This window comes from Rhizobium fabae, from assembly GCF_003985135.1.
Classification (GTDB): domain Bacteria; phylum Pseudomonadota; class Alphaproteobacteria; order Rhizobiales; family Rhizobiaceae; genus Rhizobium; species Rhizobium pisi.
This window is the reverse complement of record NZ_ML133653.1, coordinates 233293-255958: the sequence shown is the minus strand read 5'-3', so window position 1 is coordinate 255958 and position 22666 is coordinate 233293. Positions and strand designations below refer to the sequence as shown.

The following is a 22666-nucleotide window of genomic DNA, read 5'->3' as shown; positions in this document are numbered from 1 at the left end:
AGCCATGAAACTCGAAATCACGAGGGAATGGTTCGAACGCAGAGCCAAGTTGGAGGGCGATCTTGAGATTTCCGCCGGCCGGCTCGCCAGGGACCCAGCCCCAGAACAAACACAACTCGAAAACTCAAACGATGAAACGCCCGATCCGATGCGTATGGCATTTGGCTCGCTTGTTGAAACCATGCGGCGCCAGAAGGGGCTTTCCATCGAAAAGCTTGCCGAGCGCGTCGATCTTGAAGTGTCCGACGTCATGCGAATAGAGCGTGATGCTCACTTCAGACCTGAGCCGCGGGTAGTTTTCCGGATCGCCGAAACGTTCAATCTGCCTGGCAAAGCGTTGCAGCAACTCTCTGGAAACACCGTTCCCCGCCCGGGTCTGCAGGAGCATGCGCTTAGATTTGCAGCTCGATCGGGTGACTCCCCACAAAAGCTGTCCCGCGAGGAGCAGCGGGCACTTGCGGAATTCATAGCGTATTTGGAAAAGCAACAAGGCTGATGAAGTGCGTAACATTATCCTCAGCCGCGGAACGGCGTCCGATATCGACAAGCAGGTCAGCAAGGTTCTAAAGGGGCTCGGGAATCCAGAGCCTCCGCTGCAGCTTGATGACGTGCGCGAACTTCTCAAGCTCGATCGGCGATACTACTCGACAACGGACGACAGCTTTCTTCGCGAGACGATAAGCAAACTGACCGTGGCCGGGGCACAAGTCATAAAGCGCCCCGGCCTCATCCTCGATGCCGTAAAAAAGTTCGATCTCCGGGCACTCTATCTGCCGGATCGAAAAAGAATTTTGCTGGATAACGCACAACCTGATGCAAAGCAGCGCTGGAACGAGGCACACGAGATTGGCCACAGCCTCATTCCGTGGCACGAAGATCTGATGCTTGGTGATCAGGAGCAGACTCTCACCCCGGGGTGCCATGATCAAATCGAGGCCGAGGCGAATTACGCTGCAGGCCAGCTTCTATTTCTGCAGTCTCAATTTCAAATCGCCGCGAACGATTCTGCGCCTGGTCTGGATTCCGTTCGCTCCCTCAAAGGCGCCTTCGGAAATACCTACACCACGACATTTTGGAGGTTTATCGAGGATTCTCATCGTGATGTCCCAATGATCGGCTTGATCGGCGCCCATCCGCGCTATCCAAAACAAGGTCAATCAGACTTCCGCCACATTATAGAATCCCCGGCTTACAGGGCAATGTTTGAGAGCCTTCCGGGCGAACGTCTGCTGCAGGCCATGCGAACCTATTGCCAATATCGAAAACGCGGCCCTCTTGGTGCGGGCGAAGTCAACCTCGTCGATAAGCGCGGCGAGACGCATGTTTTTCTCTTCGAAACGTTCTGCAACACATACGATTGCCTCACATTGGCAACTTATCAGCGCCCTCATGCGAGGGTCGTGGGTTTTTAATGACCGCCGCTTTCCAATTCTTCGAATTGAAGGGCTACAAAGAAACACGGCAGAAATACACATGGATGGAAAAATCCGCAGGAAAATTCTTCTTACAGCTGTAATTGCCGCTGCGACAGGATTGCTACTTCCGTCGATTTTCGGCCAGCCGCGAATTGGTAACGCTGGTGGCGATCCGTGGCGGAACTTCATCTACGACTTCCAGACACTCATTGCGGGCTTCTTTGCAGTTGGCGCAGCGTTCGTTACGTTCCACCAGATGCAACGGTTCGATGCTCGGAGCGAAAAGCGTCACGAGGAACAGATCAAATTGGCGTTGCGGCCGGATGTGCTTCGTATGCAGCGAGCAAATAGTCCAAGCGTTGAAACCATGAGAGAGTGGCGCGACGATATGCGCAGAATAAGCTCGAAATGGAGACCAGATCATCTGCAGGAAGACACCATCCCGGCACGAGGAACTATCATAGGCCTCGCAGATGGTTTCGAGGAAGAAATAAGCCGGCCAACTTTTCAGGAAGCCACACACCTCTTCAGCGGTAAGATGACCACACTAATCGAGATTATCCTTTCCGAAGTACACCAGAAGCCGTCAGGGACTGATGACGCCGCTAAACTCGAGACGTGGACATATGGAATTCTTGGTTGGGTCGATATGTTCCTCGAGGAGTTCGATCAACTCTACGCCTCATACAATAGGCAGGCATTCATCTGAGATCGCCGGCATCTCATTCAGTGGTTATCCGGTCCCTGCGAAGCCGAGGAATTGATGATTAGAAAGGTCGTCGACAGCAATGCGATGCAATCGGACGCGCTCCGATCCTTTCTGAGCGCCTCTGCGAGCAACTATGCCGTGCTAAATGATTATGCCGCGATGGAGGCTTATAAGGGCAACACGCTGACATCTGTCTTCCGTTCCATGAGGATAGCTTCTGAATTTCCACAACAGATCATCATCCTGAAAACGACCGGTCGCATCTGCTCACTTGCTGGACGCACACAAGGCCTGCAGCGTCGGATGATTGAAGAGCGCCAGACCCGTGACTTCCCGAAATTTTGTCGCCGACTGCGAGCCGCTGAGGATGGAGACGCCTTCATGCAGGCCCAGCTCCTAGAGAGTGGCCGCGCGGCGGACAGTCAGATGGACCGTATTTTAGCCAGCGCCCCGATCCTACCAAGTGCGATCAAAGAACTACGGAAGACTTTTCAAGAGCAAGAACTGAGAGCAATCCGATTGGATCAACCGTATCCAGACACGCTGATCGAGAAGACGATGAAATTCATCGTCGATTTGACGTTCATGGCGATGAGCACGCATCCAAACCCTCCGCCTCGGGTTCGCAGTGTAGACGAACTTGGGAACACGTTCCTCTTTCGCCATTCCGTCACTACCTTTGTTTGGTCTCTTGACTGGATCGCTCGGGGTGGCGCTGACAATGTGCGCGCGGATCGGATGAGGAATGACGTGATCGATGTCATATTCGCGACTTATGCGACTTTCTTCGACGGCCTCCTGTCGAAGGATGAGCGAGCCCAGCGGGTGTATCATGGCGCTTACTCCATCTTGTCTAAGCTGCGCGGTCCTGTCGGTCGGCGCGTCCCGACATGCGGAGGCTAAAGTTGGGCATTGCGATCCTCACCCACTTCCGGGCGAATTATTCTTCCTGTACATCCAAGTAAAGGGGCAGGGGAAAGAAGCATGGCAGTGGGACAGCCGAAGTCCGCGTATCAAATGATCCTTGAATGGGCATCATCACGACCGCTTTGGCAACAGGACGCACTTCGCCGTATCGTTTCAACGGTCAAGCTCAATGCCTCTGATATAGACGAACTGACTGAGCTTTGCCTTAAGGGCAAAGGCAAGATTGGTATCGAACTCGACCCGATCCCCCTATCGCGGGAAGATAGGCTCGTTAGGACCACCGCTGGCGGAACAATATCGCTGCTCTCAGTTTCAGACGTCCGCCACGTAAATCAGCTCGCTGCCGGGCAGACTCTCTCGTTCGCAGCCAACGGCCTCACTGTGATCTACGGAGATAACGGAAGCGGAAAGTCGGGCTATTCGCGAATTCTTAAGCGCGCATGTCATGCCCGCTTCAGGACCGAAATTCTCCCGGATGAGTTTGACGCCACCTCATCGCGAGGAGCCAGCGCGAAGATCGAATATGCGGACGAAAGACAGGCTATGCCGCCGATCCCGTGGGTCGATGATGGCGTCCCAAACCACACACTGTCTGCTGTGACGGTTTTTGATCGCGAGTCAGGTGCGGTACACGTCCGAGAACAAAGCGAGATAGCTTTTCGGCCCTTTGGCCTCGATATCCCTGACGAACTAGCTGCGGCCTGCGTTGCGATCAAGGAAAGACTGACAGCCGAACAGACCCGTTTGAACCAGGCATGCGATCCCACTTTCTCCCGGGGCGGCTTTAGCCCGACGACACCCGTCGGTCGCATTCTTGCTAATCTCAAAGCCGATACGGATCTCACGCCACTAGAAGAACTCTCGATCATATCGGAAGCCGAAACGGAGAGGTTCCAGCGCCTCACCGAGGATTTGGGCCGAGATCCGCTGATAGCTTCGGCAGAGCAACGCGCGTGGGCGGCATCTCTTTTTCGATTCGCGGACGACTTGGAAGCAGCACTCGCTCAATTTTCCGCTGCAGCGCTGCTTGCTATCCAAAACGCGGTCGAGAAAGCGGGCGCGAGGCGCGCGACAGCGAATCTCGCCGCTGAGGCACTTTTCGGGACTGTCGTGGTTAAGGGGGTCGGCGAGGAAGCCTGGCGACAACTATGGGAGGCTGCAAGAAGGTACTCCGAACAAGACAGCTCCCCGCATGAAAGCTTCCCGCCTTCCATCGAGGGGGCGCCCTGTGTGCTGTGCCAACAACCTTTGGGCGTGGCTGCGCTGCAAAGAATGTCGACCTTCGAAGCGTTTGTATGCAATGACACCGGGCGGCTTGCAGATGAAGCAGAAGCGCTAAGGGACAGGCTACTCTCCAGCATCGTAGCGGCTCCAATAAGGATCGCGGCTTTTCCGCTTCGGCGTCAGCTTGCCGTCAGGCATCCTGAGCTCGCCCGCAAAGTCTTACGGTGCCTCGCGTCCGCAAGGTTGCGACGCGCAGTCTGTTTACGCGGGGCAGAAGGAGCCCACGCGGCAATTTTAGAAGTCATATCCAGCCCCGCTGAGGAGCTGAGAGCGGTCGCCACAAAGGCGGAAAGATACGCCGAGGAGCTTTCAGAAGCGGCCGACCTATCCATCCGAACGCTCTTTGAAAATGAACGTGATGCGCTGAGAGATCGCATTGCTTTGAAAACTCTGCTTCTCAAAGCCAAGACTGAGGTCGTTCGCCTTGCAGACCTTGATCGGGTCGCAAAATGCTTGGGTGAAACCAACACCAAGGCAATAACTATGCTTGGAAATGCAATCGCGGATGAGGTCGTGACACCGCGGATAAGAGACAGGTTCCAGGAGGAAATTCAAAAGCTCGCCGCTGGTCGGGTACGCGTTGATGTCGTTCGGTCCGGCGGGAAATATGGCTCGCCGCAATATCAAGTCCGGCTGTTCGCAAACGATCGCGCTAAGGTTCACCTCGTGTTGAGCGAAGGCGAACAAACCTGTGTAGCCCTGGCGTTGTTCCTCACCGAACTCGCAACCGCTTCCTCTGCATCAACGCTCGTTTTCGACGACCCTGTGTCCTCCCTGGATCATCGCTGGCGCCAGAAAGTCGCAGAGCGCCTCGTTGAGGAGGCGAAACTTCGACAGATCATCGTCTTCACGCACGATCTTGTCTTTCTAAACGACCTGCAGACCCTGGCGGGTAGTGAAGGAGTGACCCACAAGGAAACCTCGTTGAGCCGTTCCGGATCTGGCGCCGGTATCGTTGAAGACGGCCTTCCCTGGATCGGCCAGCGACTGCCTCAGCGCCTCGACGCGCTTGAGAAGGAGGCACGTGCGGCCAAGACGCTGTTCGATGCACTCGATGACGAAGCCTACGCCGATGCAGCGTCAAAATTCTACAACCGCCTGCGGAGTACTTGGGAGAGGGCTCTCGAGGATGTAGCTTTTTGCAACGTCGTCCACCGGCATCGTGACTATATCAATGCGAAGGATCTGAAGAAGGTCACCGCGTTGGAGGCGGCCGATGTCGACGCATGGGAAGCAGGTTTCAAGACCTGCTGTGAGATTACTGACGCGCATGATCCGGCACGCGGTCGCAACGCTTCTCCACCGCCACCGGTGGATTTGTTGAAGCACGTAGCGGACCTTGGGATTTGGGTTGCGTCACTGCGAGATCGCCATAAGCAAATTTCTTGAAGACCAAGTGCCGCCTGCCGGTTTGGTGATGGCAGGTTTATCCAATCGACGAATCTTTCTACGAGATGGCAACCAATGACAGATATTTCAGTCTTTCCTCCATCCCGTGGCGACCCGGAAAGCTTTCAGGGCATCGTGCTGCAGCAGGATCGATGGAACGATTTCAATTTTGTGACGCAGTATCATCTGTACGTCGCTGTGCCGGAATTCACTGGGCGCATTGGGACGGTCAAGATTCTGAGGCGCGGCCAAACCGCCGCGGATGAATTGCAACTCGACATCGGCGCGTTGGCGCCGCTCGACGACAACTTCGTTTCTCTTGGTCAGGACCTTGATTACTATGAGCGCCTCGCGAGCCTACCCGAGCAACTGAGACAGGAGTTGCTGAATGGCCTAAAGGATGCCATTGCGTTCCCGGCGCATGCGGAGACATTTGCTAATGAGCAGGGTTGGACCACATCGATACTTCGAGAGGTCCAGTGGAGCAGTTTTCGTCAGGACGCAGCCGTCCTTCTTCAACGCGACTACAATCGCGTTGCCCGCCTTGGTCTGGACATCGCGTTCCATGTCACTGGATGGGAAAACGCGTTAAAGCTGAACTTCAAAGCACCGGATGACATCTTTCTGTGGGGAGCCCCGCCCACTGCTCTACCCGATCGAATAGCGGTTCTGATCGGGCGCAACGGCTCGGGCAAGAGCACCTTGCTTTCTCGCCTCGCGCGGGTTTTGCACGCCTCACAACGCGAGCGAGGAACGGAGACTTTGACAGCGCTCGGCAAGATCGACCCGCCAGGGATCGGCTTCACGCGCATCATCAATATTGCATACAGTGCGTTCGATGTATTTCAACTTCCCGGCGTGGATTATCGCGATCGTAAGCAGATCGTCGACGACTTGGAACGCGGCGCCGGCCGATACCACTATTGTGGCCTACGCGATATTGCGCGCGAGGTGCGGAGAGCCGAGGGCGTAGGAGACGTCGATGGCATGCCGATACAGCCTCAGGACGTTGACCGGCAAGAGCTTGTAATTCTCAAGACAAGCGAGGAGCTCGCAACCGAGTTTAGCAAGATTGTCTCACGTATAAACGAGAGTGGCCGCCAGGATCTCTTCGCTCAGGTCTGTGGCATTCTTGCAAGCGACACGTCCTTCGCCGATCTTGGCGCGGATCCTGCCGCCTCGGTAATCGCACATGCGGTGGCATGGTTTCGAGTGTGGAGCACCGGGCACAAAATCGTCATGCATGCAATTGCGTCGCTCGTTGCATATACAGAACCAAAATCGATCGTCCTTATCGATGAGCCGGAAACGCACCTGCATCCGCCGCTGCTCGCCGCGTTCATGCATGCCACAAGGACAATTCTTCGGCACAATGACGCATTCGCTGTCATTGCAACCCACTCACCGGTCGTTGCGCAGGAAACGCTTGCAAGGCACACCGCGATCGTCCGTCGGTCCGGAAGCGAGACTCGGATATCGTCTCCACGCATAGAGACCTATGGAGAGAGCCTTGGCGAGATCACCAATGAGATTTTTGGGCTTACGGCTGATGCTACTGACTTTCACCAGGAGCTTTCGCGATTGGTCGAGGCGGGTTTGACCCTCGACCAGATCGAAGGCCTTTTCGACCGAGGGCTGAGTCTCCAGGCACGTGCCTTCGTCATGACGAAGCTCGCCGACAGACGGACCTGATATGTGGATACTTCCAGCTCAGGAGCTTGGTGACGTCGACCAGGCGCTCGACAGGGCGTTGACCTACGTTAACGGCATGGCGATCTACACGCTTTCTCCGGAAGAGCGAGCTGCGATTCATGCAGTCTATCAGCTGTATGACGCGCTCGCTGGCCAGCCGCATGCCGACCTAATTCCGGCGGTCCTCAATGCCGCCCGCCAACCTCTTCACTCGGCCTATGATCAAGTTCAAATCGGGGGGCGGCTCGCATCACTTCGCGAGCATATCCTGGCTTCGACCAATCAATGCCCTTATTGTGGATTCGGAGAGCCCCGAGATCTGGATCACTATTTGCCTCGAAGCGTGTTCGGTGAGCTCGCGATCTATCCTCGTAATCTCATCCCGAGCTGCAGCCCATGCAACAACGCGAAAAGGACGGTCGTTCCTGGCCTTGGAGCCGCTAACGGACCGAGCCTGATTCATGCCTATTTCCAAGAACTGCCCAACGTCGAGTTTCTTTGGGCCGATGTCTCGTTCGAAGAGGGTACGCTCCAGGTGCGGTATCGGATCGATGCGGACATCCTAGACGAAGCTCTGGCAACGAAGCTCCAGTTTCAGCTAGACCGGCTTAAACTGAATGACCGCTACAAAGGTCAGATCAACAAATTTCTATCCGAACAGCGTGCAGCTATGCTGATGTTTCTCGAAATCGGGCCAATTTTGTTCGCCGATTACCTCGAGAGGTGCGCCATTAGTCTTGCTACATCATTTGGACTGAATGATTGGCGTCCGGCATTGCTTCGCGCGCTCGCAGCGACCCCGGATTTTTGCAATTCGCCATCGGACTATCTTGGGGACTAGGAGTGTTGGCGACGCGGGAGGAAGCATAAGGTCGCTGCCGCAAGGGTCGTCGAAAAGGCTCGCATGAGTGCCCGGCACCTTCATCGATCGAGCTGCCCCGGCTAGCGTCTCCCGTGCTCGGATGGATTATCGCATCTCATGAAAGTCGAGCGAGTACATTTGTCACGTTTCTGTTCTGCCCATCTCTTTCAGCAGCCGTACTTCGGTCTCCTTGGCCAAGCTCTCAAGTTCTTCGTCCGATATCTGCCAGTTCTCCTTTGTCGAGTAGGCGTCGAACAGGTTTTCCGCTTCGATCCAATACTGCTCTGTCTCCATCTCGGGGAAAGGCACAAGCCGCTCGAAGACTGAGAACTGTCCGGAAGGAGAAAGATGCTCCTCGTCGTAGCAGAACGTCGCGGCAAAATTCGCCAGACCGGCATCCTGTGTTGCAATCCAGAAGTCAGCCTCTAACTTCTCCCGATAATGCATGGATTGCGCTGCGCGTAGCAGATAGGTGTCCAGCATCTGATTGAGTGCAGCTTTCAGAAGCGTCCTGGGGGAGCCGGCCGGTTTGGAGAAATTCGTTCGAATTTCACCGCAGAAAGCCTTCCAATCTCCATTGTGGGCACGCTCCCGGTCGTAGAAGACAAATTGTGCGATGCGAGCCTCAAGGGGTTGGAATTGCCCTAGGTACCGCCGCATATCCGACAGATACCCTTCGAGCCGGCGAAGCGGTGTCCCGTCGGTCTTGCGCCATGAGATCAGCAGTAATTGGCTGATGTAATATGGCAGGTGCACAGCCTGCGCCGTTTCTGGAAGATCCCAGAAGCTTTTCATCGGGGAGCCGGTGGGATCCCAAGTGGCGTCAGGCGTATCGTCGTATTCCGGAGCAAATGTCGTCAGATATTCGTTAAACGCGCGCCAATCCTTCTCTACGAGGCGCTCTTCCATTTCTCGAAAGGCCAAGCCAGGGTTCAGGATGATGCCAGGATTGGCCAAAACCGCTGCAAGCTCCAAAAGCCCGAGATCTTTCAATTTCGCCTGGTCGCTTCCGGCTTGGTTAAACCGTGCGGCGACGTTCAGGTCGAGACAGAGATTGATGCGTTTGCCTCCGAAGGCCGCAGCCCTTGCGCTAGTGGCTATGTCAAACTCATCGTAGAAGCGACGAACGGGCTTGAAATAATAAGTCGCCACGGCTTATCCGATCACCTTGATTTTAATACATTTATCGTGCGACTCAGACACAAGCGCACAAACTGCAGCAACTTAATCGGGCAATTCCTTTAAGAATCGACAAATATGACAGAGTGTCTTTTGGCGAGGTTCGTATTTTGGTGAGACTGCCTTCGCCCTAGGCGGCCATGTTGCGGATATGTTTAAGGGAATCGAGAGAGTGCTCTCTAACACGTGACATCCCCGCAATCTCGATGATCTGCGCCCTGCCAACGCTCAAATGCGCATCGGGAGCAAAGTGGAGCGCGGCTTCAAACAGCCGACGGGAAAGACGCTTTCCGCCAGCTTGTTGTGATAGCGCGGCAACATCTCGCAATACTTCAATCGCACGATCGAAGAGCCTCTGGCGCTCGACCTCCGACAACCGGTTTCTGACGGCGCCCCCAAAAATAGTGAAGACACCAGCATCCCTGTAAACGTTCTCAGGTGTGAGGACCGCATCGGAGCATTTGACGATAAGAGCATTTAGCTCAACATCTTTCAGGAAGGCCTGAATGCTGCATGCCGTTCTGAACACCAACCGATCGCGTGGCGCGCCCCGAAGAACTTTGATCGTCACGTCTGTGCTGAGACTTTTATCAAGCTGTCGCGTGTGATGAATTACATCCAGGACAGACTTCGCTTCAGCTGAAGGGTAGTGATGTGCCTCTAGCCACATAACAGTAGAGCGAAGCATTTCCTCCTTTTGATTGTTGTTTGCAGAATATGTGCATCGCGCAATGAAATTACGACGGGCGTAGCCTGTATCGTTCATTTGGTAAAATCGATGAAGCCGGGGAAACGCGACTTGAAAATCTTCAGCGGTCTTGGCGCTGTCGATCAGCAATGCTGCATCGGGGCCGGTGGCAGGCGGAGCCGTCGCCAGCCTTTCCGCGAAGAGGCGTTCGAAATCACTTATCCCGAGACATTCGGCGGTACGGCGAAGTCTCTGCATGTCGGCCAGTTGGCAGTGAGGGATCAGAGAGCGAACGGTTTGATCAAGTTCGCCCCTCTTCAATTCGAAGAAATGGTTTTCGCCAGCTCGGATAAGATTGTCCAGCATGCCAATTGCAAACCGACGTTCTTGGTCATTGTCAGGATTAACAAATGAGGCGATGTCGATCGTACGTTCTGCCGGATCGATGTATTCCGCTTCGATAACGCCTTGAGACAGATTTGCATGACCGGATCTAAGATAGGCACCGGAATTTCTCGCAACGAAAACGAGGTTGTCGAGGACTTCTTCCTTTTCAAAGTATGGTGACTTCCAGCGTTTCAGGAGAATTGTCCTTGGTACCGAGCGATCGAACCGTCCGTTGAGGCAGAGATCCAGGTAAGCGCCCAATAACTCGGGAGACCGGTGTCGTATCGGTTCGAGGAGGTTTTTTGCATATTCTCTCACGGATCCGCCCAATAGAGTCATGATGAGCAACAGGATGTTGCCCGACTGCTCAAAGTCGCGTAGATCCCCGGAGGCGGGCAGCGGCAGATCGAGGCGTTCACACAGACCTTTGATCTCGCTAGCGCTGAGAGTACGAAGCTTATGCTCGAATACATCCAGATTCGCATTGTCTATCTTCTGACCGACCAGGTGTTCGGGTCGACTCGTGGCAAGGATCACAACCGGGTCGCTGGGCGAAATACGTGCGATCTGCTCCACCGCATCTTCAGTTTGGAAAAGATCATCGACAAAGATCAGCGCGGGTCGCCGAATTGCTCGTGCAAATCCACACAATCTTTCCCAGGCAGAGACCTCCGCGAGGCTCGGGTCCCAAGACATGGCGAATACCTTGCCCTGTCTGTGCAGATCCCACCCGATCCTTCGCGACATCGTGGTTTTGCCAGCTCCCCCAGGCCCGGAAATGATATGGAGAGCCGGCGTGGACGTAACGAGTCTGGCCATAATGTCATCGTGTGCATCGCGCTTAAGGTCCAGCTCGGCGGCGAGTGCTGACCAGGTGAATGCACCCTTGGCGTAGAACGGAGCGGTAGCCATAGGAGACGTGTAGGGCGTCTCACGGATCCGGATCACGTCCTTGCGTCCCAAATGATCTTGCGGAAGGTGCGGAGTGATCAATTCAAGAATTGTCTCCGGATCGAAGCTTCGACGCGCAGCTAGCGCGTTGGCCAAGACCGAAAGTACGGCTTCAATGTTCTCATACGGGACTCCGAACCTCATGAGCCTTGACGCAGCGAGCTCACGCATATCGCCGCATGGATCTACCCCTGGTCGAATATCGACGACGGTCTTTTCGACAACTGCACGAGCCAATCTATTCTGCGGAGCTTTTTTCAAACCGGTCACGATTTCTGGCGGGAACACTTTTGCCAAACTGGCCGCATTCGACGGTATCTTGACCCTGCGCACCAAACTGTCGACTTCCAGTCCCACCGGGACCGAGGATGTCACCAACCGGTAGGAAACGTTCGATGCGTCCCCATCGCTTTTCAGCGCATCGAGCTCATCCGTGGCAAAGCTCGACATAACAATACAAGCAAAATCCCAATCAAATTGACTGTCCGGCCGGTGCTTCAGTTGCACGAAACATTGCCGACCGTCGGTGTACATAAGGTCCACATCTTGCGCACCCTCATATCGCAAAGCAACGAGCCCGCCGTTGCAGGTAAGCAGCTCGCTCATTTGCCACAATGCGAATGCGTCCTGAAATCGAAACCCCCGCAAAGCCCAGTCGCCACCGGAGCGCGGACGCGTATTTAGATCATCCCCCCTTACCGCCCACTGCACCAACGTCGATCTCCTGAAAAACACATCGGCTTTTGTAATGCGCTAAACCTTGATAAGTGTTTAGGAATGCCCCACAACGACGCCCACTCATCGCCTCTGCCTGCATCATCCGGGTTATAACGTCGATCTGACCGGCAGAAATCGGGCGAATTGGAACTAAGGCGAATGAGGCGCGTCGAGGACTCAATGCCTGCGCGAGAAAAAGTAAAGATGCGACTTTCGCCAATCGAAGCAGGCTTTGCTTTCTCGCGTCTACAAAACACCCCACGCCCGAAACCTCCCCCTCCCCGTCATCTCCCGCAACCCCAGCTCCTCCACAATCCGCAGCGCTGCACGCGGCGTGACGGCAAGTTCCTTGGCGATCATCCCGGCCGACACTAGCGGCCGCGATATCACCAACTCGATCAGCTCTGGCAGTTTTGACGAGGTGCGTTTCCCGACCAGTCGGCGTTCCATCAATTTTCGCGCAAGCAGCAGACGGTCATGTTCCTTCAGGCCGAGCTCTGCGGCTGCGATGATGCCGCTAAAATTTGCCAGCAGCCGGGTTTCTCGGTCGCGATGCCGGCGGCGATCGACGGGGACAGTTTTCAAGCCGAGGTTTATCGCCGCGAGGTGTGTTCCAGATGTGATGCCGGCCTGCCGCAGGATCGAGACGACCAGCAGTCTGCCGAGCCAGGGAGCGTGCTGCAGTACCGACAATTGATTCCAGGCATCAAGGGCGACCACCGCCTGCAGCACTGCGGGTAGGTCATGCGTCTGCCGCAACACGCCGCACCATTCTTCCAGCCGGTCGTCCTCGTCCCAGTCAAGATCGTAAACCAGCGGGTCCTTTTCCGAGGCGCCGGCGCGGCCGGGCCGCTTTGCCTGCTCGATCGCGGCGTCGGCGCGAGCCAGCACCGCATCGATGGCGGCGAACTCGGCGTCGAGCGGGTTGGCGCTGTCGTCACCGTCCTCTCCCTCCCCTGCTCCAGCTGCATCGACAACTTGCAGGCCGGTGTCGATCGTCACACCACCGTCGGCGCTATGTGATGCTGCAGGCCATGCCTGCCCGCGCAGGCTGCGAAGACCGTCCGGCGATAGCGCCCAACCGGGTGGCTGCGCCGCGATGCGACGGCGGGTTTTCAGAACATCGCGGGCGATGGTCAGCTCGTGGGTCGGCGTGCGAATATCCTTCGTCGCATCATGCAGGACGAGGTCTTCCAGGTGGACGAGCTCGCCGTCGATCCATAGCGAGGCGCAGGCATCCGTGAAGTGGGATCGTTCGATCCAGCCCTCGCCCACGGGCGAACGGGCGATGCGCTCGTCGAGACGGGTCAACGCCGATCCAGCGTCGGAAATCGGCCGCAGCAGGGTCCGGATGGGCAATTTAACCAAATCGTAAGACATTGAAATCATGGTAAATGATTTGCTAAACGGACACCAGTGGATTGTTTGTGTCCGCCACTGCACGGTTCCGTGGGTTGGCGTTCTAACCATCGATAAGTATCGGTTATCGATGGTAGATTGATATGACGCCCAAATCGCCCTGTCAGTCGTCTTGGATGACCGGAAACGCTCGGTTTTCTGGCCTTTTCGGGCAGATTTCGGCGGAAGCGCTGCCACTACGGAGCAGCCATCCCCTGCCGACGAGCGTAGATTCCTCCATCGTCTTTCGCTCAAACGGGCCTTCGTGCCTCTCCCCTCCTCCGATCTCCTTTTTTCGGGCACTTCCGCCGCAGATGACCAACAGCGCGCGCTTCATACGATTTACGATCGGATGCCCGTCCGACGTCGCATTTCGCGTCTGGCGGGGCTGCATTGGGACCATGAGCAGGGCTCGGGTGCGTCACGCGCTCGGCCGGTTCTCACAAGACTTCTCGGAGACCTCACCGCAGGCGACGTGCTGTTCGTCGTCCGGCTGGATCGCCTTGCCCGGTCTGTTAGCCACCTCCTGCAGGTTATCGAAGATCTCGAGCAGCGCGGCGTCCATTTCATGTCGATCCGCGATCCGATCGATACGTCCACGCTACAGGGCATGTTTTCTCTGCAAGTCCTTGGTGCCGTCGCGCAGCTCGAACGAGCGCTGATCGCTGAGCGAACAAAGGCAGGCATCAAGGCGGCAAAAGGCCGCGGCAAGCTGCCAGGCAATCCTGGCCTTCGGGAAAGGCGGCCGGAAGCGATCAAGGCGGTCTCAAAGGCCCGGGAAAAAATCTATCTCGATGAACTGATCTCCTCTGCGCAAACCTGGCTCCCGAGGTTCGGCAACTACGCCCAAAACATAGCTGGGACAATGTCGTGCGGGTCCTCAATCGCCGGGGCCATGACTGGACCGTGGAAAGACTGCGCCGCGCCGTGCATCGTATGGTCCGCGAGAAGCGGGCCGACCCCGAGCTACTGGCTCGCTCGCCCCGCCGTGCGCCAGAAGATCATTTGATGAAACTCGTAGCAACGGGGGCACGTCAGTCTACGACACGGGCTTCTTGAAACGAACTCCAACTCCGCCGCCATTTTCTGCAATAAACTCTATGCCTGCATGTTCCAGCACGCGTTGGATACGTTCCAAGGTATTCGGCCGTAGATTCTCACCGCGCTCGAGGCGGGTGATAGTTTGTGTCGAGACGTTTGCCGCCCTTGCAAGATCTAGAACTCCCCAATCAAGCGCAACGCGTGCCAACTTACACTGAATACCCTTCATATCACCATGCCGTGGTGATTTTGATTGCACATTTAAAAGTTGCCCTGTATAGAGTGACTAACTAATCAACTGCATTCGGTGCTGGAACACCGAATGCAGTCTGACCACAACCAAGCTGTCAGGAGCTCGGATCATGGCTGATTCCGACAATAGCAGAACTTTACCTACGGTCACGCAGGGAGACCTCCATTCCTTGGTGGTGGCGTCTTTTCCCACACATCCCGAGCTTGCAGCCCGGCTTGCGGCGCCGTTGGATATCGACGATCTCGCCTTTACCATCTGGCGTCAATGGTGCGCGGCTCGCCATCGGCTGATCGAATCATGCCTACGGCAGCAAGGGCTCGAAAAGAGACTATTCGCGATGGTCGGCATGCCATCCGATGCGCCCGAGGCCTGGAAGGCGGCCGACCAGCAGATTGGATATAGCGAGGCGGTCCAGGAAGAAGAACGCGCGGCGGCCCTGGAGGACGACGTGGCCGACATGCTATGGGATACGCCAGCGGCATCGATCGTCGGCGCGACCGCGAAGCTCCATGCCATGCTCGCCAAGTGGCAACCAGCCGCTTCAAGCGCTGAGTATCCTTGGCCGCAGCTTCGTTTGGTCATCGCTGATTTGCTAAAGATCGACGCCGAAATATCGGCGGGCGGTAAACGCACGTCGTCAGGTCACGGTCGGTGAAATCCATCAGCGACATTCCCGCCGTGAACAGCATCGGGAAGATTAGGATCGTCCAGAAAGCCGCTCCTTGGTGGCTTGCGCGGCGGAGATGGCAAGCACACCGATTTCGGTCGCCATGTCGAAGCCGAACCCGAACAGGAAGCCGAGCGGGTACATATGCTATTGCCTCGAAACGACCGAGAAAGTCCGGCCCAGCAATCGGCTCTTAAAGCCGCAGTCACTCCTGCGGCACTTCCTCGGTGATCACCTCGAAACGGGAAAGCGTTGCCGGGCCAAAGGCCGTCGACATCGCGACGTCGGTAGCGTCTCGGCCGGTCCCCATCAGTATTCTACCGATACGCGGCGTATTGTGGCGGGCGTCGACCGTATGCCAGTGGCCGCCGAGAAAGACCTCGAACCAGGCGCTGAAATCCATCGGATTGGGGTCGATCGGAACGCCGATATCGCCGAGATAGCCCGTGCAATATCTGGCTGGGATATTCATACATCGGCAAAGCGCGATGGCGAGATGGGCAAAGTCGCGGCAAACGCCCGCCTTGTCGGTGAAGCCGCCATGCGCGGTGCGGAGGACATCGGCCTTCAGGTAATCGAAGGTGATGTGATCATGAACGAAATCGCAGATCGCCTGGACGCGCGCCCAGCCGAGCGGCGTCGACGAGAACGTCGCCCATGCGAAATCGGCAAGCCTGTCGGTGTCGCAATAGCGGCTGCCGAGCAGGAAAACCAGCACGTCGTCGGGCAGATCATTGATCGCATGCTGGACGGCATCGTCGGGAACGATGTCGGGTTTGCCGCTGTCGTAGATCTCGAATTCCGTCGAGATCGTCGTCAGGCCCGGCGGAGCGACGATCCGGCTGCAGGCATTGCCGAACACATCGGTATATTCCCAGGCCTCGATTGCCCGGTCGAATGTCAGGATCTGATCGCTGAGAAGATCGGCACGACGGGAGGGGTGGATATTGAGGACCAGCAGCATCGGCGTTGGCTGCATGCATTCGTAGCCCAGATGAAACCCGGCGCGTATCTTCATTGTGGCTTCCTTGTCGCGTCTCCGCTTTGGCAGCAGTGAGTAAAGAACGCTGATCGCGCTGCCCGGTTCCCGCAAGACCGGGACTGTCACCGCGCGGCTAGCCAGATTGCCTTGTGGTGACGTTCACCTGCACCGTCATGCTGTCGAAATCCTTCCCATCCCCGTCATAGCTGCCGCTCAACGGGACTGCCTGGCGCGGATCGCGGGCAACCGCGACACGAATGAGATCGCGGTTGCCCACGATCCCGTTGGTCGGATCGAACTCCGTCCAGCCGGCGCCGGGAAGATAGATCTGGCACCATGCATGCGTCGAACCGCCGCCGAGCACGGTGGAGCCGTCCCGGTCGGGAACATAAACATAACCCGTGACGAACCGCGCCGCGAGGCCGAGCGCGCGCGCCGCCTCCATCATCAGCAGGGCGAAGTCCCGACAGGTGCCGGAACGACGCTGCAGGGTCTGGATCGGCGTCTGCGTTCCATGCTCCAGACGGCGCGCGTAGGCAAAGCTTTCGCGGATGGCATAACAAAGGGTCATCAGCAGATGCCCGGTTTCCGTCGTCTGCCCATGGCGCAGGAACTGGCGAGCCCAGCGTCCCACCTCGTCTGCAGGGTCGGGATAATGGCGCTGCATCGCCGGCATGAGATCGGGAAGCTCTTCGTGATGATAAGCAAAGGGGTAGGTCAGTGCATCATCGTCGACCCGAAGATCCAGAGCGACCTGCGGCGTATGGTCGAGCGTGATCCAGGTTTCGAAATGAAGCTCGGCGGCTGGTCTTGAAATATCGACGAGCGCGACGCAATTGCCGAAAACGTCGTGGATCCAGCGCACTTGGCTATCTTCCGGATAGGTCGTCAACGAGGCCTCGATGAGCCGTTGATCGAAGCTGTCGCGCGGCCGGAACATCAATCGATGCTCGCCGAATTCGACCTCCCTGAGGTAACGATAGGATGTGATGTGGCGAACGGAAAAAATTGTCATCGAAGCGTGCTGCCGTGGGATAATTTGTTCACGCTGCTCTTTCCAAGGGGCCGTGCCGCTTTCGCGGAAGTGCCCTGCCCGCATAGCGCATCTCATCGACCATGCTGAGCCGTTTCTGCGTTTCCCGCAAGAAGAACCCGCGCCCTGCTCGTCAAACTCGATGCGGTGGGGCGAAAGCCTGCTCAAGGCAGCCGGCCTCACCGTCACTACCGAGGACATCGCGAAGCTGGCTGACGCCGATCTCAACGGTCGTCAGATCACGAACGTCATCCGCACGGCCTCCACGATGGCAAAGCTCGATGGTGAGGCCGTGACGTATGAGCGCCTGGTCGAGGAGATCGAGGAAGCCATCCGCTTCGAGCGCGAAATGCTCCAGGCGCCTGACTACCTCGGCAAGCCGGAGCTGAAGGCCGTTGCCTGATACCACGGGCGGATCCCACTGAACCTAACGGGCGCTTTCGAGCGCCCGTTTCGCTTAGCTCGGTAGCTCGTTAGCTACCTATCTAGGCAGCTGCGTCAATCCACTCTTCACCTGCCGCATTCCAAGCGCGCGATTGCTAAAACAAAGCATCAGCAACGCAGAAAGCGAGCCAAGCGAATGACCATCAAAACCCTCAAAGAACTGCTCGGTCACTGCGAGGCGCGGGGTTGGATCATGAAATGCTTCTACGACGAGCCCGGCGAGCCCGACTACCTCGGCGTGGAAGCGGCTAAGGCGCAGGAAGCCCTTGAGGCGGGTGACGAAAGGTATCTCCACATCTATGACGGCACGAGCCTTATGGGCTGGGTGTTCGTGGTCAACGACACCGATGGCGATCCCGAGGAACAGATCAACGATTATGCCGGCGATCGACTGATCTGCAGGCCAGAACTCAACGCTTCAAGGTCTGCGATGGCAACTGGCCGAAACGCCTTTTATACTCGGCAGCAAATCGCCCGAGATGGGTAAAGCCCCATCGCATAGCAATGTCGGCGACAGTCAGTCTCATGCCGGCATCGAGCAGGTCGCGATGGGCGGCAAGTATCCGGATTTCTTGCAGGTAGGCCATCGGCGTCGTATTCCTGAACTGCCGGAAACCCTGTTGCAAAGTCCGAACGCTGACCTTGGCCGCCGCCGCGATATCGTTGAGCGAAATCGGCTCGGCAATGTGCTCCTGCATGAAGTCGATCGCCCACTTAACATGGCGTGGGGCCGGCGTCGGAGCCGGCAGCGCAAGTTCGTCCGAATAGCGATGGCGGCAGCTTTCCAGCAGCAGATAGACCGCCGCGTCACAAAGCGAGCCGACGGCCAGCGGTGATCGTTGCAGCGGTCCGTTGTCGCTCAGTCCGCTATGGAGGTTCGAGACAATCTGCTGCAACACCAATCCCGGACCCGCCGTCAGATCTATGTGAGGATGAAAATCGAGGTCGCCGCTGATCGTTCGTTCGAACATATGCGTCAGGTGACTGGTGATCTTAGCCTGATCGACGAACAGGCCGAAATGACGGCGCCGGCCCAATATGCGGGCGCCCATGGAACGACCCGCCTCAAGGATCGTACCACGAGCGGGAGCTGAATATATTTCCTCCCGCCGGCCGTCGAAGCAAACGTTCCCCTCCACCGGCAGGAAAACGATCATCCCGATGCTGGGCGCCTTCCGCTTGATGAGAAGCGTGCCTTCGTAAGCGCAGTCGGCTACGGCGACCTCTCCCGCGGAGACGAAACTGCAGCGGAATGAAACGGGCATATCGCCTTCCGCCGTGACCTTGATCGGAGAGGGTGGCGTCGACAATAATTCCGAGAGCAAGTCCGGGTCAGTTCCGCTGTGCGCCGTTTCCCCGAACGACACGTTCTGCGTCGCCGGGGGTCGGGGGAGGCTGCCACTGGTGTGCATACGGGAATCAACGGACATTCATGACCTCGAAAGGCGATACTCGTCGGTGATAATCGATTTGTACATTACGCGCATTCTCTAGAAGCAAAATCAACCATATCGGCTGACTGCCAGATCCTTCGCGTCGATCTCAGGCGTGCGGCCGCTGACGAGGTCACCGATCAGCCGCGCCGACCCGGTGCTCATGGTCCAGCCGAGCGTGCCGTGGCCGGTATTGAGGAAGAGGCCGATAATCCTGGTTGGGCCGATGACGGGCGTACCGTCCGGCGTCATCGGGCGCAGGCCGCACCAGAAGGAGGCCTTGGAAACATCGCCGCCGGGGAAGAGATCGGTGACGGAATGCTCCAGCGTGCTGCGCCGCGCGAGCCCTAGATCGTTGGTATAGCCTGATATCTCGGCCATGCCGCCGACCCGGATGCGGTCGCCGAGCCGGGTGATGGCGATCTTGTAGGTCTCGTCCATGACGGTCGATTCCGGTGCGCGCGCCGCATCGGTGATCGGGATGGTCAGGGAGTAGCCCTTGACGGGATAGACCGGCAGGCTGATGCCGAAGGGCTTTAAAAGCAGCGGCGAATAGCTGCCGAGCGCGACGACAACAGCATCCGCGCTCATCCGCTCGCGCTCGCGATCGCCATCGCGATCGCGAGCGGTGATCACTCCGCGCACGCGGCCGGCCTCGACGTCAAGCGCCTTGATCGTCGTGCCGTAGGCGAAGCGGACGCCGAGCGCTTCGGCTTTGGCCGCCAGCGCGTTGGTGAACTTGAAGCAGTCGCCGGTTTCGTCCTTCGGGGTCAGCAGGCCGCCGACGATCTTGTCGCGCACGTGCCTTAGCGCCGGTTCGACGCGGACGCAGCCGTCCCGGTCCAGCACCTCATAGGGAATGCCGTCGGCGGCGAGCGCCTTGACGTCCTTTGCCGAAGCGTCGAGCTGCTGTTGCGTGCGGAACAGCTGCAGGGTTCCCTGCATGCGTTCGTCATAGGCGATGCCGGTCTCCGTGCGAAGCTCGGCGAGCGCGATGCGGCTGTAATCGGCAAGGCGCAGCATGCGGCTCTTGTTGATCGCATAACGCTCGGAGGTGCAGTTCGACAGCATCCTCGCCATCCAGGAGAGCATGGCCAGATCGAGTTTCGGGCGCAGGATGAGGGGCGCGTGTTTCATGAACAGCCACTTCATGGCCTTCATGGGAATCCCCGGCGCTGCCCATGGCGAGCAATAGCCGAAGGAGACTTCGCCGGCATTGGCAAAACTCGTCTCCAGCGCCGGCCCCGGCTGGCGGTCGACGACCGTGACCTCATGGCCTGATTTGGCGAGCTGATAAGCGGATGTGACGCCGAGGATGCCGGCTCCCAGAACGATGACTTTCATGATATTCCCAATGGTGTGGAGCCGCCTGATCTCAGCGATATTGCCTGTCGTAACGGTCGCCCAGGCCGGTTAAGATTTCGTAGGAGATGGTGTCGGCGTCGCGCGCGACGTCTTCGAGCGTCTGATGGCGGCCGAGCACTTCGACAAGGCTGCCGAAGGTCAATGCGCCCTCCGGCAGGGCCGATATGTCGACAGTGATGCTGTCCATCGACACGCGGCCGACGATCGGCAGGCGGATGCCCTTGAAATAGACGGCGCCGCGGTCGCCGAGACAGCGCGGCAGGCCGTCGGCATAGCCGGCGGCAATGGTGGCGAGCCGCATTTCCCGTTGGGTGACATGCGCGCCGCCATAACCGACCTTCGTGCCTGATGGCACGATGCGTGTCTGCACGACGGCGACATCGAGGCTGACGACCGGCTCCATCGGGTTCTCTTCGCCGGCGCTCGGAGCGCCGCCATAGAGCGCGATGCCGGGGCGGGCGAGCACGCCGTGATAGGCATCGCCCAAGAAAACACCGCCGGAATTGGCGAAGGAAATGTCGAAGCCCGGAAATTCGTCGGCGATACGGGACATTTCGGCACGCTGCTCGCCATTCTGCTCACTTTCCGCGTCGTCGGCCGAAGCCAGATGGCTCATGATGAAGAGGATCTCGATATTGGCGCCGTCGCCAAGGGCTGCCGCCAGTTCAGCCCGCTCTTCCCTGGGAAAGCCGAGCCGCGACATGCCGGTGTCGAACTGCAGGACGGCGGGCAGGCAGCGCTTCAGCATCCGCGCCGCCGCCGACCATTGCCGCCACTGGTCGAGCGAATTCAGAACAGGAACGACACCCATCTCGGCACAGGCGATCTCATTGCCCGGCTGCAGGCCGTTCAACACGAAAATCTGGGCGTCCCGCGCAAGGGCCGGGCGAAGCCGCACGGCCTCGACGAACTGGGCGACGAAGAAATGCCGGCAACTCTGATCGTAGAGCGCGCCCGCAACTCGTTCGGCTCCGAGGCCATAAGCATCGGCCTTGACGACGGCCCCCGTGCGGGCCGGTGCCAACATCGATGCGAGCTTGTGATAGTTGCGGCCGAGTGCTGCAAGATCGATCGTCAGATAGCCCGTGGCTCCCTGCATGGTCGTGGCAGCGCGTGGGCGGGAAACCAAAATATCGCTATCCATGTCTGCTCCTGTTGATATCAAGAGCTTATGAAACAATCAGCGAAATTGCCTGTCATTCATTCATCGATTATTGCATGATCTGTCTATTATTCGCATAATCGATAACAATTCGGAATGATCCATCATGGCCGCCCTCGACACGATCGACCGCAATATCCTGAGGCTGCTGCGCCTCGATGCCCGCATGAGCAATGCCACGCTCGCCGCCGAGATCGGCCTGTCGCCGTCGGCCTGCCTCAGGCGCATCAAGATCATGGAAAAATCGGGCGTGATCCGCGGCTATACGGCGCTTATTGATACCGGCAATGCGGATGCGACGATCGCCGTGATCATCAACATCACCCTCGAGCGGCAGACGGAGGATTATCTCGACCGCTTCGAGGCCGCCGTCCGCCGGCATCCCGAAATCCGGGAATGCTTCCTGATGACGGGCGGCTCCGACTATCTGCTGCGCGTCGAGGTTGCCAATGCCGGCGAGTTCGAGCGGATCCACAAGGAGATATTGTCGGCTCTGCCAGGCGTCCTCAGGATTCATTCCAGCTTCTCGATCCGGAATGTCCTGGCGACGCGGACGAAAGGTCGGCGCTGAACCACGGTTGCCCCGGCTGCGCATCGCAGCGCATGCAGATCGATCTTACCGCTATGCGCGCGCCATCAACTAGGGACAGCTCTGGAAGAGCTTCCATGGCTCCGAAATGCCGTTGGT

At 57.6% G+C, this 22666-nt stretch carries 20 protein-coding genes and 2 pseudogenes; 12 read left to right on the top strand and 10 right to left on the bottom strand.

Going from position 1 to position 22666, the window contains the following annotated elements:
- Positions 1 to 4: 4 nt before the first annotated feature.
- The 7 genes from EFB14_RS20175 to EFB14_RS20145 all read left to right on the top strand — a co-directional run bounded on the left by EFB14_RS20175 (position 5) and on the right by EFB14_RS20145 (position 8257).
- The gene (locus EFB14_RS20175; RefSeq protein ID WP_126828332.1) at positions 5 to 496 is read left to right on the top strand and encodes a helix-turn-helix domain-containing protein; all 492 of its coding nucleotides are present in this window, start codon (positions 5 to 7) and stop codon (positions 494 to 496) included.
- A gap of 4 nt (positions 497 to 500) precedes the next feature.
- Positions 501 to 1412 (top strand): ImmA/IrrE family metallo-endopeptidase, encoded by a 912-nt coding sequence (locus EFB14_RS20170; RefSeq protein WP_126828330.1) that lies wholly within the window; start codon positions 501 to 503, stop codon positions 1410 to 1412.
- Positions 1413 to 1473: 61 nt separating this feature from the next.
- Positions 1474 to 2124: a hypothetical protein gene (locus EFB14_RS20165; protein WP_126828327.1), complete on the top strand. Its 651-nt coding sequence runs from the start codon at positions 1474 to 1476 to the stop codon at positions 2122 to 2124.
- Positions 2125 to 2178: 54 nt separating this feature from the next.
- Complete coding sequence (locus EFB14_RS20160) at positions 2179 to 3027, top strand: hypothetical protein (RefSeq protein ID WP_126828325.1); 849 nt, start codon at positions 2179 to 2181, stop codon at positions 3025 to 3027.
- 81 nt (positions 3028 to 3108) lie between these two features.
- Positions 3109 to 5724 (top strand): AAA family ATPase, encoded by a 2616-nt coding sequence (locus EFB14_RS20155; RefSeq protein WP_126828323.1) that lies wholly within the window; start codon positions 3109 to 3111, stop codon positions 5722 to 5724.
- 75 nt (positions 5725 to 5799) lie between these two features.
- Complete coding sequence (locus EFB14_RS20150) at positions 5800 to 7416, top strand: AAA family ATPase (RefSeq protein ID WP_126828321.1); 1617 nt, start codon at positions 5800 to 5802, stop codon at positions 7414 to 7416.
- 1 nt (position 7417) lies between these two features.
- Complete coding sequence (locus tag EFB14_RS20145; protein ID WP_126828319.1) at positions 7418 to 8257, top strand: HNH endonuclease; 840 nt, start codon at positions 7418 to 7420, stop codon at positions 8255 to 8257.
- Between the two features lie 162 nt (positions 8258 to 8419).
- Here EFB14_RS20145 and EFB14_RS33240 read toward each other — a convergent pair whose 3' ends face one another.
- The 3 genes from EFB14_RS33240 to EFB14_RS20130 form a co-directional block, all read right to left on the bottom strand.
- Positions 8420 to 9430, bottom strand: a complete 1011-nt coding sequence (locus EFB14_RS33240; RefSeq protein WP_183604886.1) for a hypothetical protein — start codon at positions 9428 to 9430, stop codon at positions 8420 to 8422.
- Positions 9431 to 9587: 157 nt separating this feature from the next.
- Entirely contained in the window at positions 9588 to 12194 is a 2607-nt protein-coding gene (locus tag EFB14_RS20135) for a P-loop NTPase (RefSeq protein WP_446686466.1), read from the bottom strand.
- Positions 12195 to 12446: 252 nt separating this feature from the next.
- Complete coding sequence (locus EFB14_RS20130) at positions 12447 to 13589, bottom strand: RHE_PE00001 family protein (protein ID WP_126828315.1); 1143 nt, start codon at positions 13587 to 13589, stop codon at positions 12447 to 12449.
- A 412-nt stretch (positions 13590 to 14001) separates the two neighbouring features.
- On the opposite strand from EFB14_RS20130, the pseudogene EFB14_RS20125 reads away from it, so the two are divergent.
- A pseudogene (locus tag EFB14_RS20125) lies at positions 14002 to 14621 on the top strand (recombinase family protein); the annotation flags it as partial.
- Positions 14622 to 14637: 16 nt separating this feature from the next.
- On the opposite strand, the gene EFB14_RS20120 reads toward EFB14_RS20125, so the two are convergent.
- Positions 14638 to 14868 carry a helix-turn-helix transcriptional regulator gene (locus EFB14_RS20120; protein WP_125850435.1) on the bottom strand — a complete coding sequence of 77 codons (231 nt, stop codon included), beginning with the start codon at positions 14866 to 14868 and terminating at the stop codon, positions 14638 to 14640.
- Between the two features lie 133 nt (positions 14869 to 15001).
- On the opposite strand from EFB14_RS20120, the gene EFB14_RS20115 reads away from it, so the two are divergent.
- The gene (locus EFB14_RS20115) at positions 15002 to 15547 is read left to right on the top strand and encodes a hypothetical protein (protein WP_126828313.1); all 546 of its coding nucleotides are present in this window, start codon (positions 15002 to 15004) and stop codon (positions 15545 to 15547) included.
- On the opposite strand, the pseudogene EFB14_RS20110 reads toward EFB14_RS20115, so the two are convergent.
- From EFB14_RS20110 to EFB14_RS20100, 3 genes and pseudogenes are all read right to left on the bottom strand, one after another.
- Positions 15516 to 15760: pseudogene (locus tag EFB14_RS20110) on the bottom strand (HoxN/HupN/NixA family nickel/cobalt transporter); the annotation flags it as partial. The gene EFB14_RS20115 and the pseudogene EFB14_RS20110 sit on opposite strands and share 32 nt — an antisense overlap.
- A 4-nt stretch (positions 15761 to 15764) precedes the next feature.
- Complete coding sequence (locus EFB14_RS20105; RefSeq protein ID WP_126828311.1) at positions 15765 to 16577, bottom strand: transglutaminase-like domain-containing protein; 813 nt, start codon at positions 16575 to 16577, stop codon at positions 15765 to 15767.
- Between the two features lie 97 nt (positions 16578 to 16674).
- Positions 16675 to 17556: a transglutaminase family protein gene (locus tag EFB14_RS20100; RefSeq protein WP_125850429.1), complete on the bottom strand. Its 882-nt coding sequence runs from the start codon at positions 17554 to 17556 to the stop codon at positions 16675 to 16677.
- A gap of 160 nt (positions 17557 to 17716) precedes the next feature.
- Between EFB14_RS20100 and EFB14_RS20095 the strand changes: the two genes are divergently transcribed.
- Entirely contained in the window at positions 17717 to 17977 is a 261-nt protein-coding gene (locus tag EFB14_RS20095; protein WP_126828309.1) for a hypothetical protein, read from the top strand.
- Positions 17978 to 18154: 177 nt separating this feature from the next.
- Positions 18155 to 18505 carry a hypothetical protein gene (locus EFB14_RS20090; protein ID WP_126828307.1) on the top strand — a complete coding sequence of 117 codons (351 nt, stop codon included), beginning with the start codon at positions 18155 to 18157 and terminating at the stop codon, positions 18503 to 18505.
- On the opposite strand, the gene EFB14_RS20085 is transcribed toward EFB14_RS20090, so the two are convergent.
- The 3 genes from EFB14_RS20085 to alr all read right to left on the bottom strand — a co-directional run bounded on the left by EFB14_RS20085 (position 18429) and on the right by alr (position 21960).
- The gene (locus EFB14_RS20085; RefSeq protein WP_126828305.1) at positions 18429 to 19448 is read right to left on the bottom strand and encodes a helix-turn-helix transcriptional regulator; all 1020 of its coding nucleotides are present in this window, start codon (positions 19446 to 19448) and stop codon (positions 18429 to 18431) included. The two genes, EFB14_RS20090 and EFB14_RS20085, sit on opposite strands and share 77 nt — an antisense overlap.
- A gap of 72 nt (positions 19449 to 19520) precedes the next feature.
- Positions 19521 to 20795, bottom strand: a complete 1275-nt coding sequence (locus EFB14_RS20080; RefSeq protein ID WP_126828303.1) for a D-amino acid dehydrogenase — start codon at positions 20793 to 20795, stop codon at positions 19521 to 19523.
- A gap of 31 nt (positions 20796 to 20826) precedes the next feature.
- Positions 20827 to 21960 (bottom strand): alanine racemase, encoded by a 1134-nt coding sequence (gene alr / locus EFB14_RS20075; protein WP_126828301.1) that lies wholly within the window; start codon positions 21958 to 21960, stop codon positions 20827 to 20829.
- 124 nt (positions 21961 to 22084) lie between these two features.
- Between alr and EFB14_RS20070 the strand changes: the two genes are divergently transcribed.
- On the top strand, positions 22085 to 22549 hold the full coding sequence (locus EFB14_RS20070) for an Lrp/AsnC family transcriptional regulator (RefSeq protein WP_126828299.1): 465 nt from the start codon (positions 22085 to 22087) through the stop codon (positions 22547 to 22549).
- Positions 22550 to 22666: the final 117 nt, after the last annotated feature.

Bases quoted from the DNA above. Each gene is read 5' to 3' on its own strand.
- EFB14_RS20115 (WP_126828313.1), top strand. From the start codon at position 15,002: ATGGCTGATTCCGACAATAGCAGAACTTTACCTACGGTCACGCAGGGA.
- EFB14_RS20105 (WP_126828311.1), bottom strand. From the start codon at position 16,577: ATGAAGATACGCGCCGGGTTTCATCTGGGCTACGAATGCATGCAGCCA.
- EFB14_RS20080 (WP_126828303.1), bottom strand. From the start codon at position 20,795: ATGAAAGTCATCGTTCTGGGAGCCGGCATCCTCGGCGTCACATCCGCT.
- EFB14_RS20100 (WP_125850429.1), bottom strand. From the start codon at position 17,556: ATGACAATTTTTTCCGTTCGCCACATCACATCCTATCGTTACCTCAGG.
- EFB14_RS20120 (WP_125850435.1), bottom strand. From the start codon at position 14,868: ATGAAGGGTATTCAGTGTAAGTTGGCACGCGTTGCGCTTGATTGGGGA.
- EFB14_RS20150 (WP_126828321.1), top strand. From the start codon at position 5,800: ATGACAGATATTTCAGTCTTTCCTCCATCCCGTGGCGACCCGGAAAGC.
- EFB14_RS20165 (WP_126828327.1), top strand. From the start codon at position 1,474: ATGGATGGAAAAATCCGCAGGAAAATTCTTCTTACAGCTGTAATTGCC.
- EFB14_RS20160 (WP_126828325.1), top strand. From the start codon at position 2,179: ATGATTAGAAAGGTCGTCGACAGCAATGCGATGCAATCGGACGCGCTC.
- EFB14_RS20090 (WP_126828307.1), top strand. From the start codon at position 18,155: ATGACCATCAAAACCCTCAAAGAACTGCTCGGTCACTGCGAGGCGCGG.
- EFB14_RS20145 (WP_126828319.1), top strand. From the start codon at position 7,418: ATGTGGATACTTCCAGCTCAGGAGCTTGGTGACGTCGACCAGGCGCTC.
- EFB14_RS20130 (WP_126828315.1), bottom strand. From the start codon at position 13,589: ATGATTTCAATGTCTTACGATTTGGTTAAATTGCCCATCCGGACCCTG.
- EFB14_RS20085 (WP_126828305.1), bottom strand. From the start codon at position 19,448: ATGTCCGTTGATTCCCGTATGCACACCAGTGGCAGCCTCCCCCGACCC.
- EFB14_RS20175 (WP_126828332.1), top strand. From the start codon at position 5: ATGAAACTCGAAATCACGAGGGAATGGTTCGAACGCAGAGCCAAGTTG.
- EFB14_RS20070 (WP_126828299.1), top strand. From the start codon at position 22,085: ATGGCCGCCCTCGACACGATCGACCGCAATATCCTGAGGCTGCTGCGC.
- EFB14_RS20095 (WP_126828309.1), top strand. From the start codon at position 17,717: ATGCGGTGGGGCGAAAGCCTGCTCAAGGCAGCCGGCCTCACCGTCACT.
- alr (WP_126828301.1), bottom strand. From the start codon at position 21,960: ATGGATAGCGATATTTTGGTTTCCCGCCCACGCGCTGCCACGACCATG.
- EFB14_RS20155 (WP_126828323.1), top strand. From the start codon at position 3,109: ATGGCAGTGGGACAGCCGAAGTCCGCGTATCAAATGATCCTTGAATGG.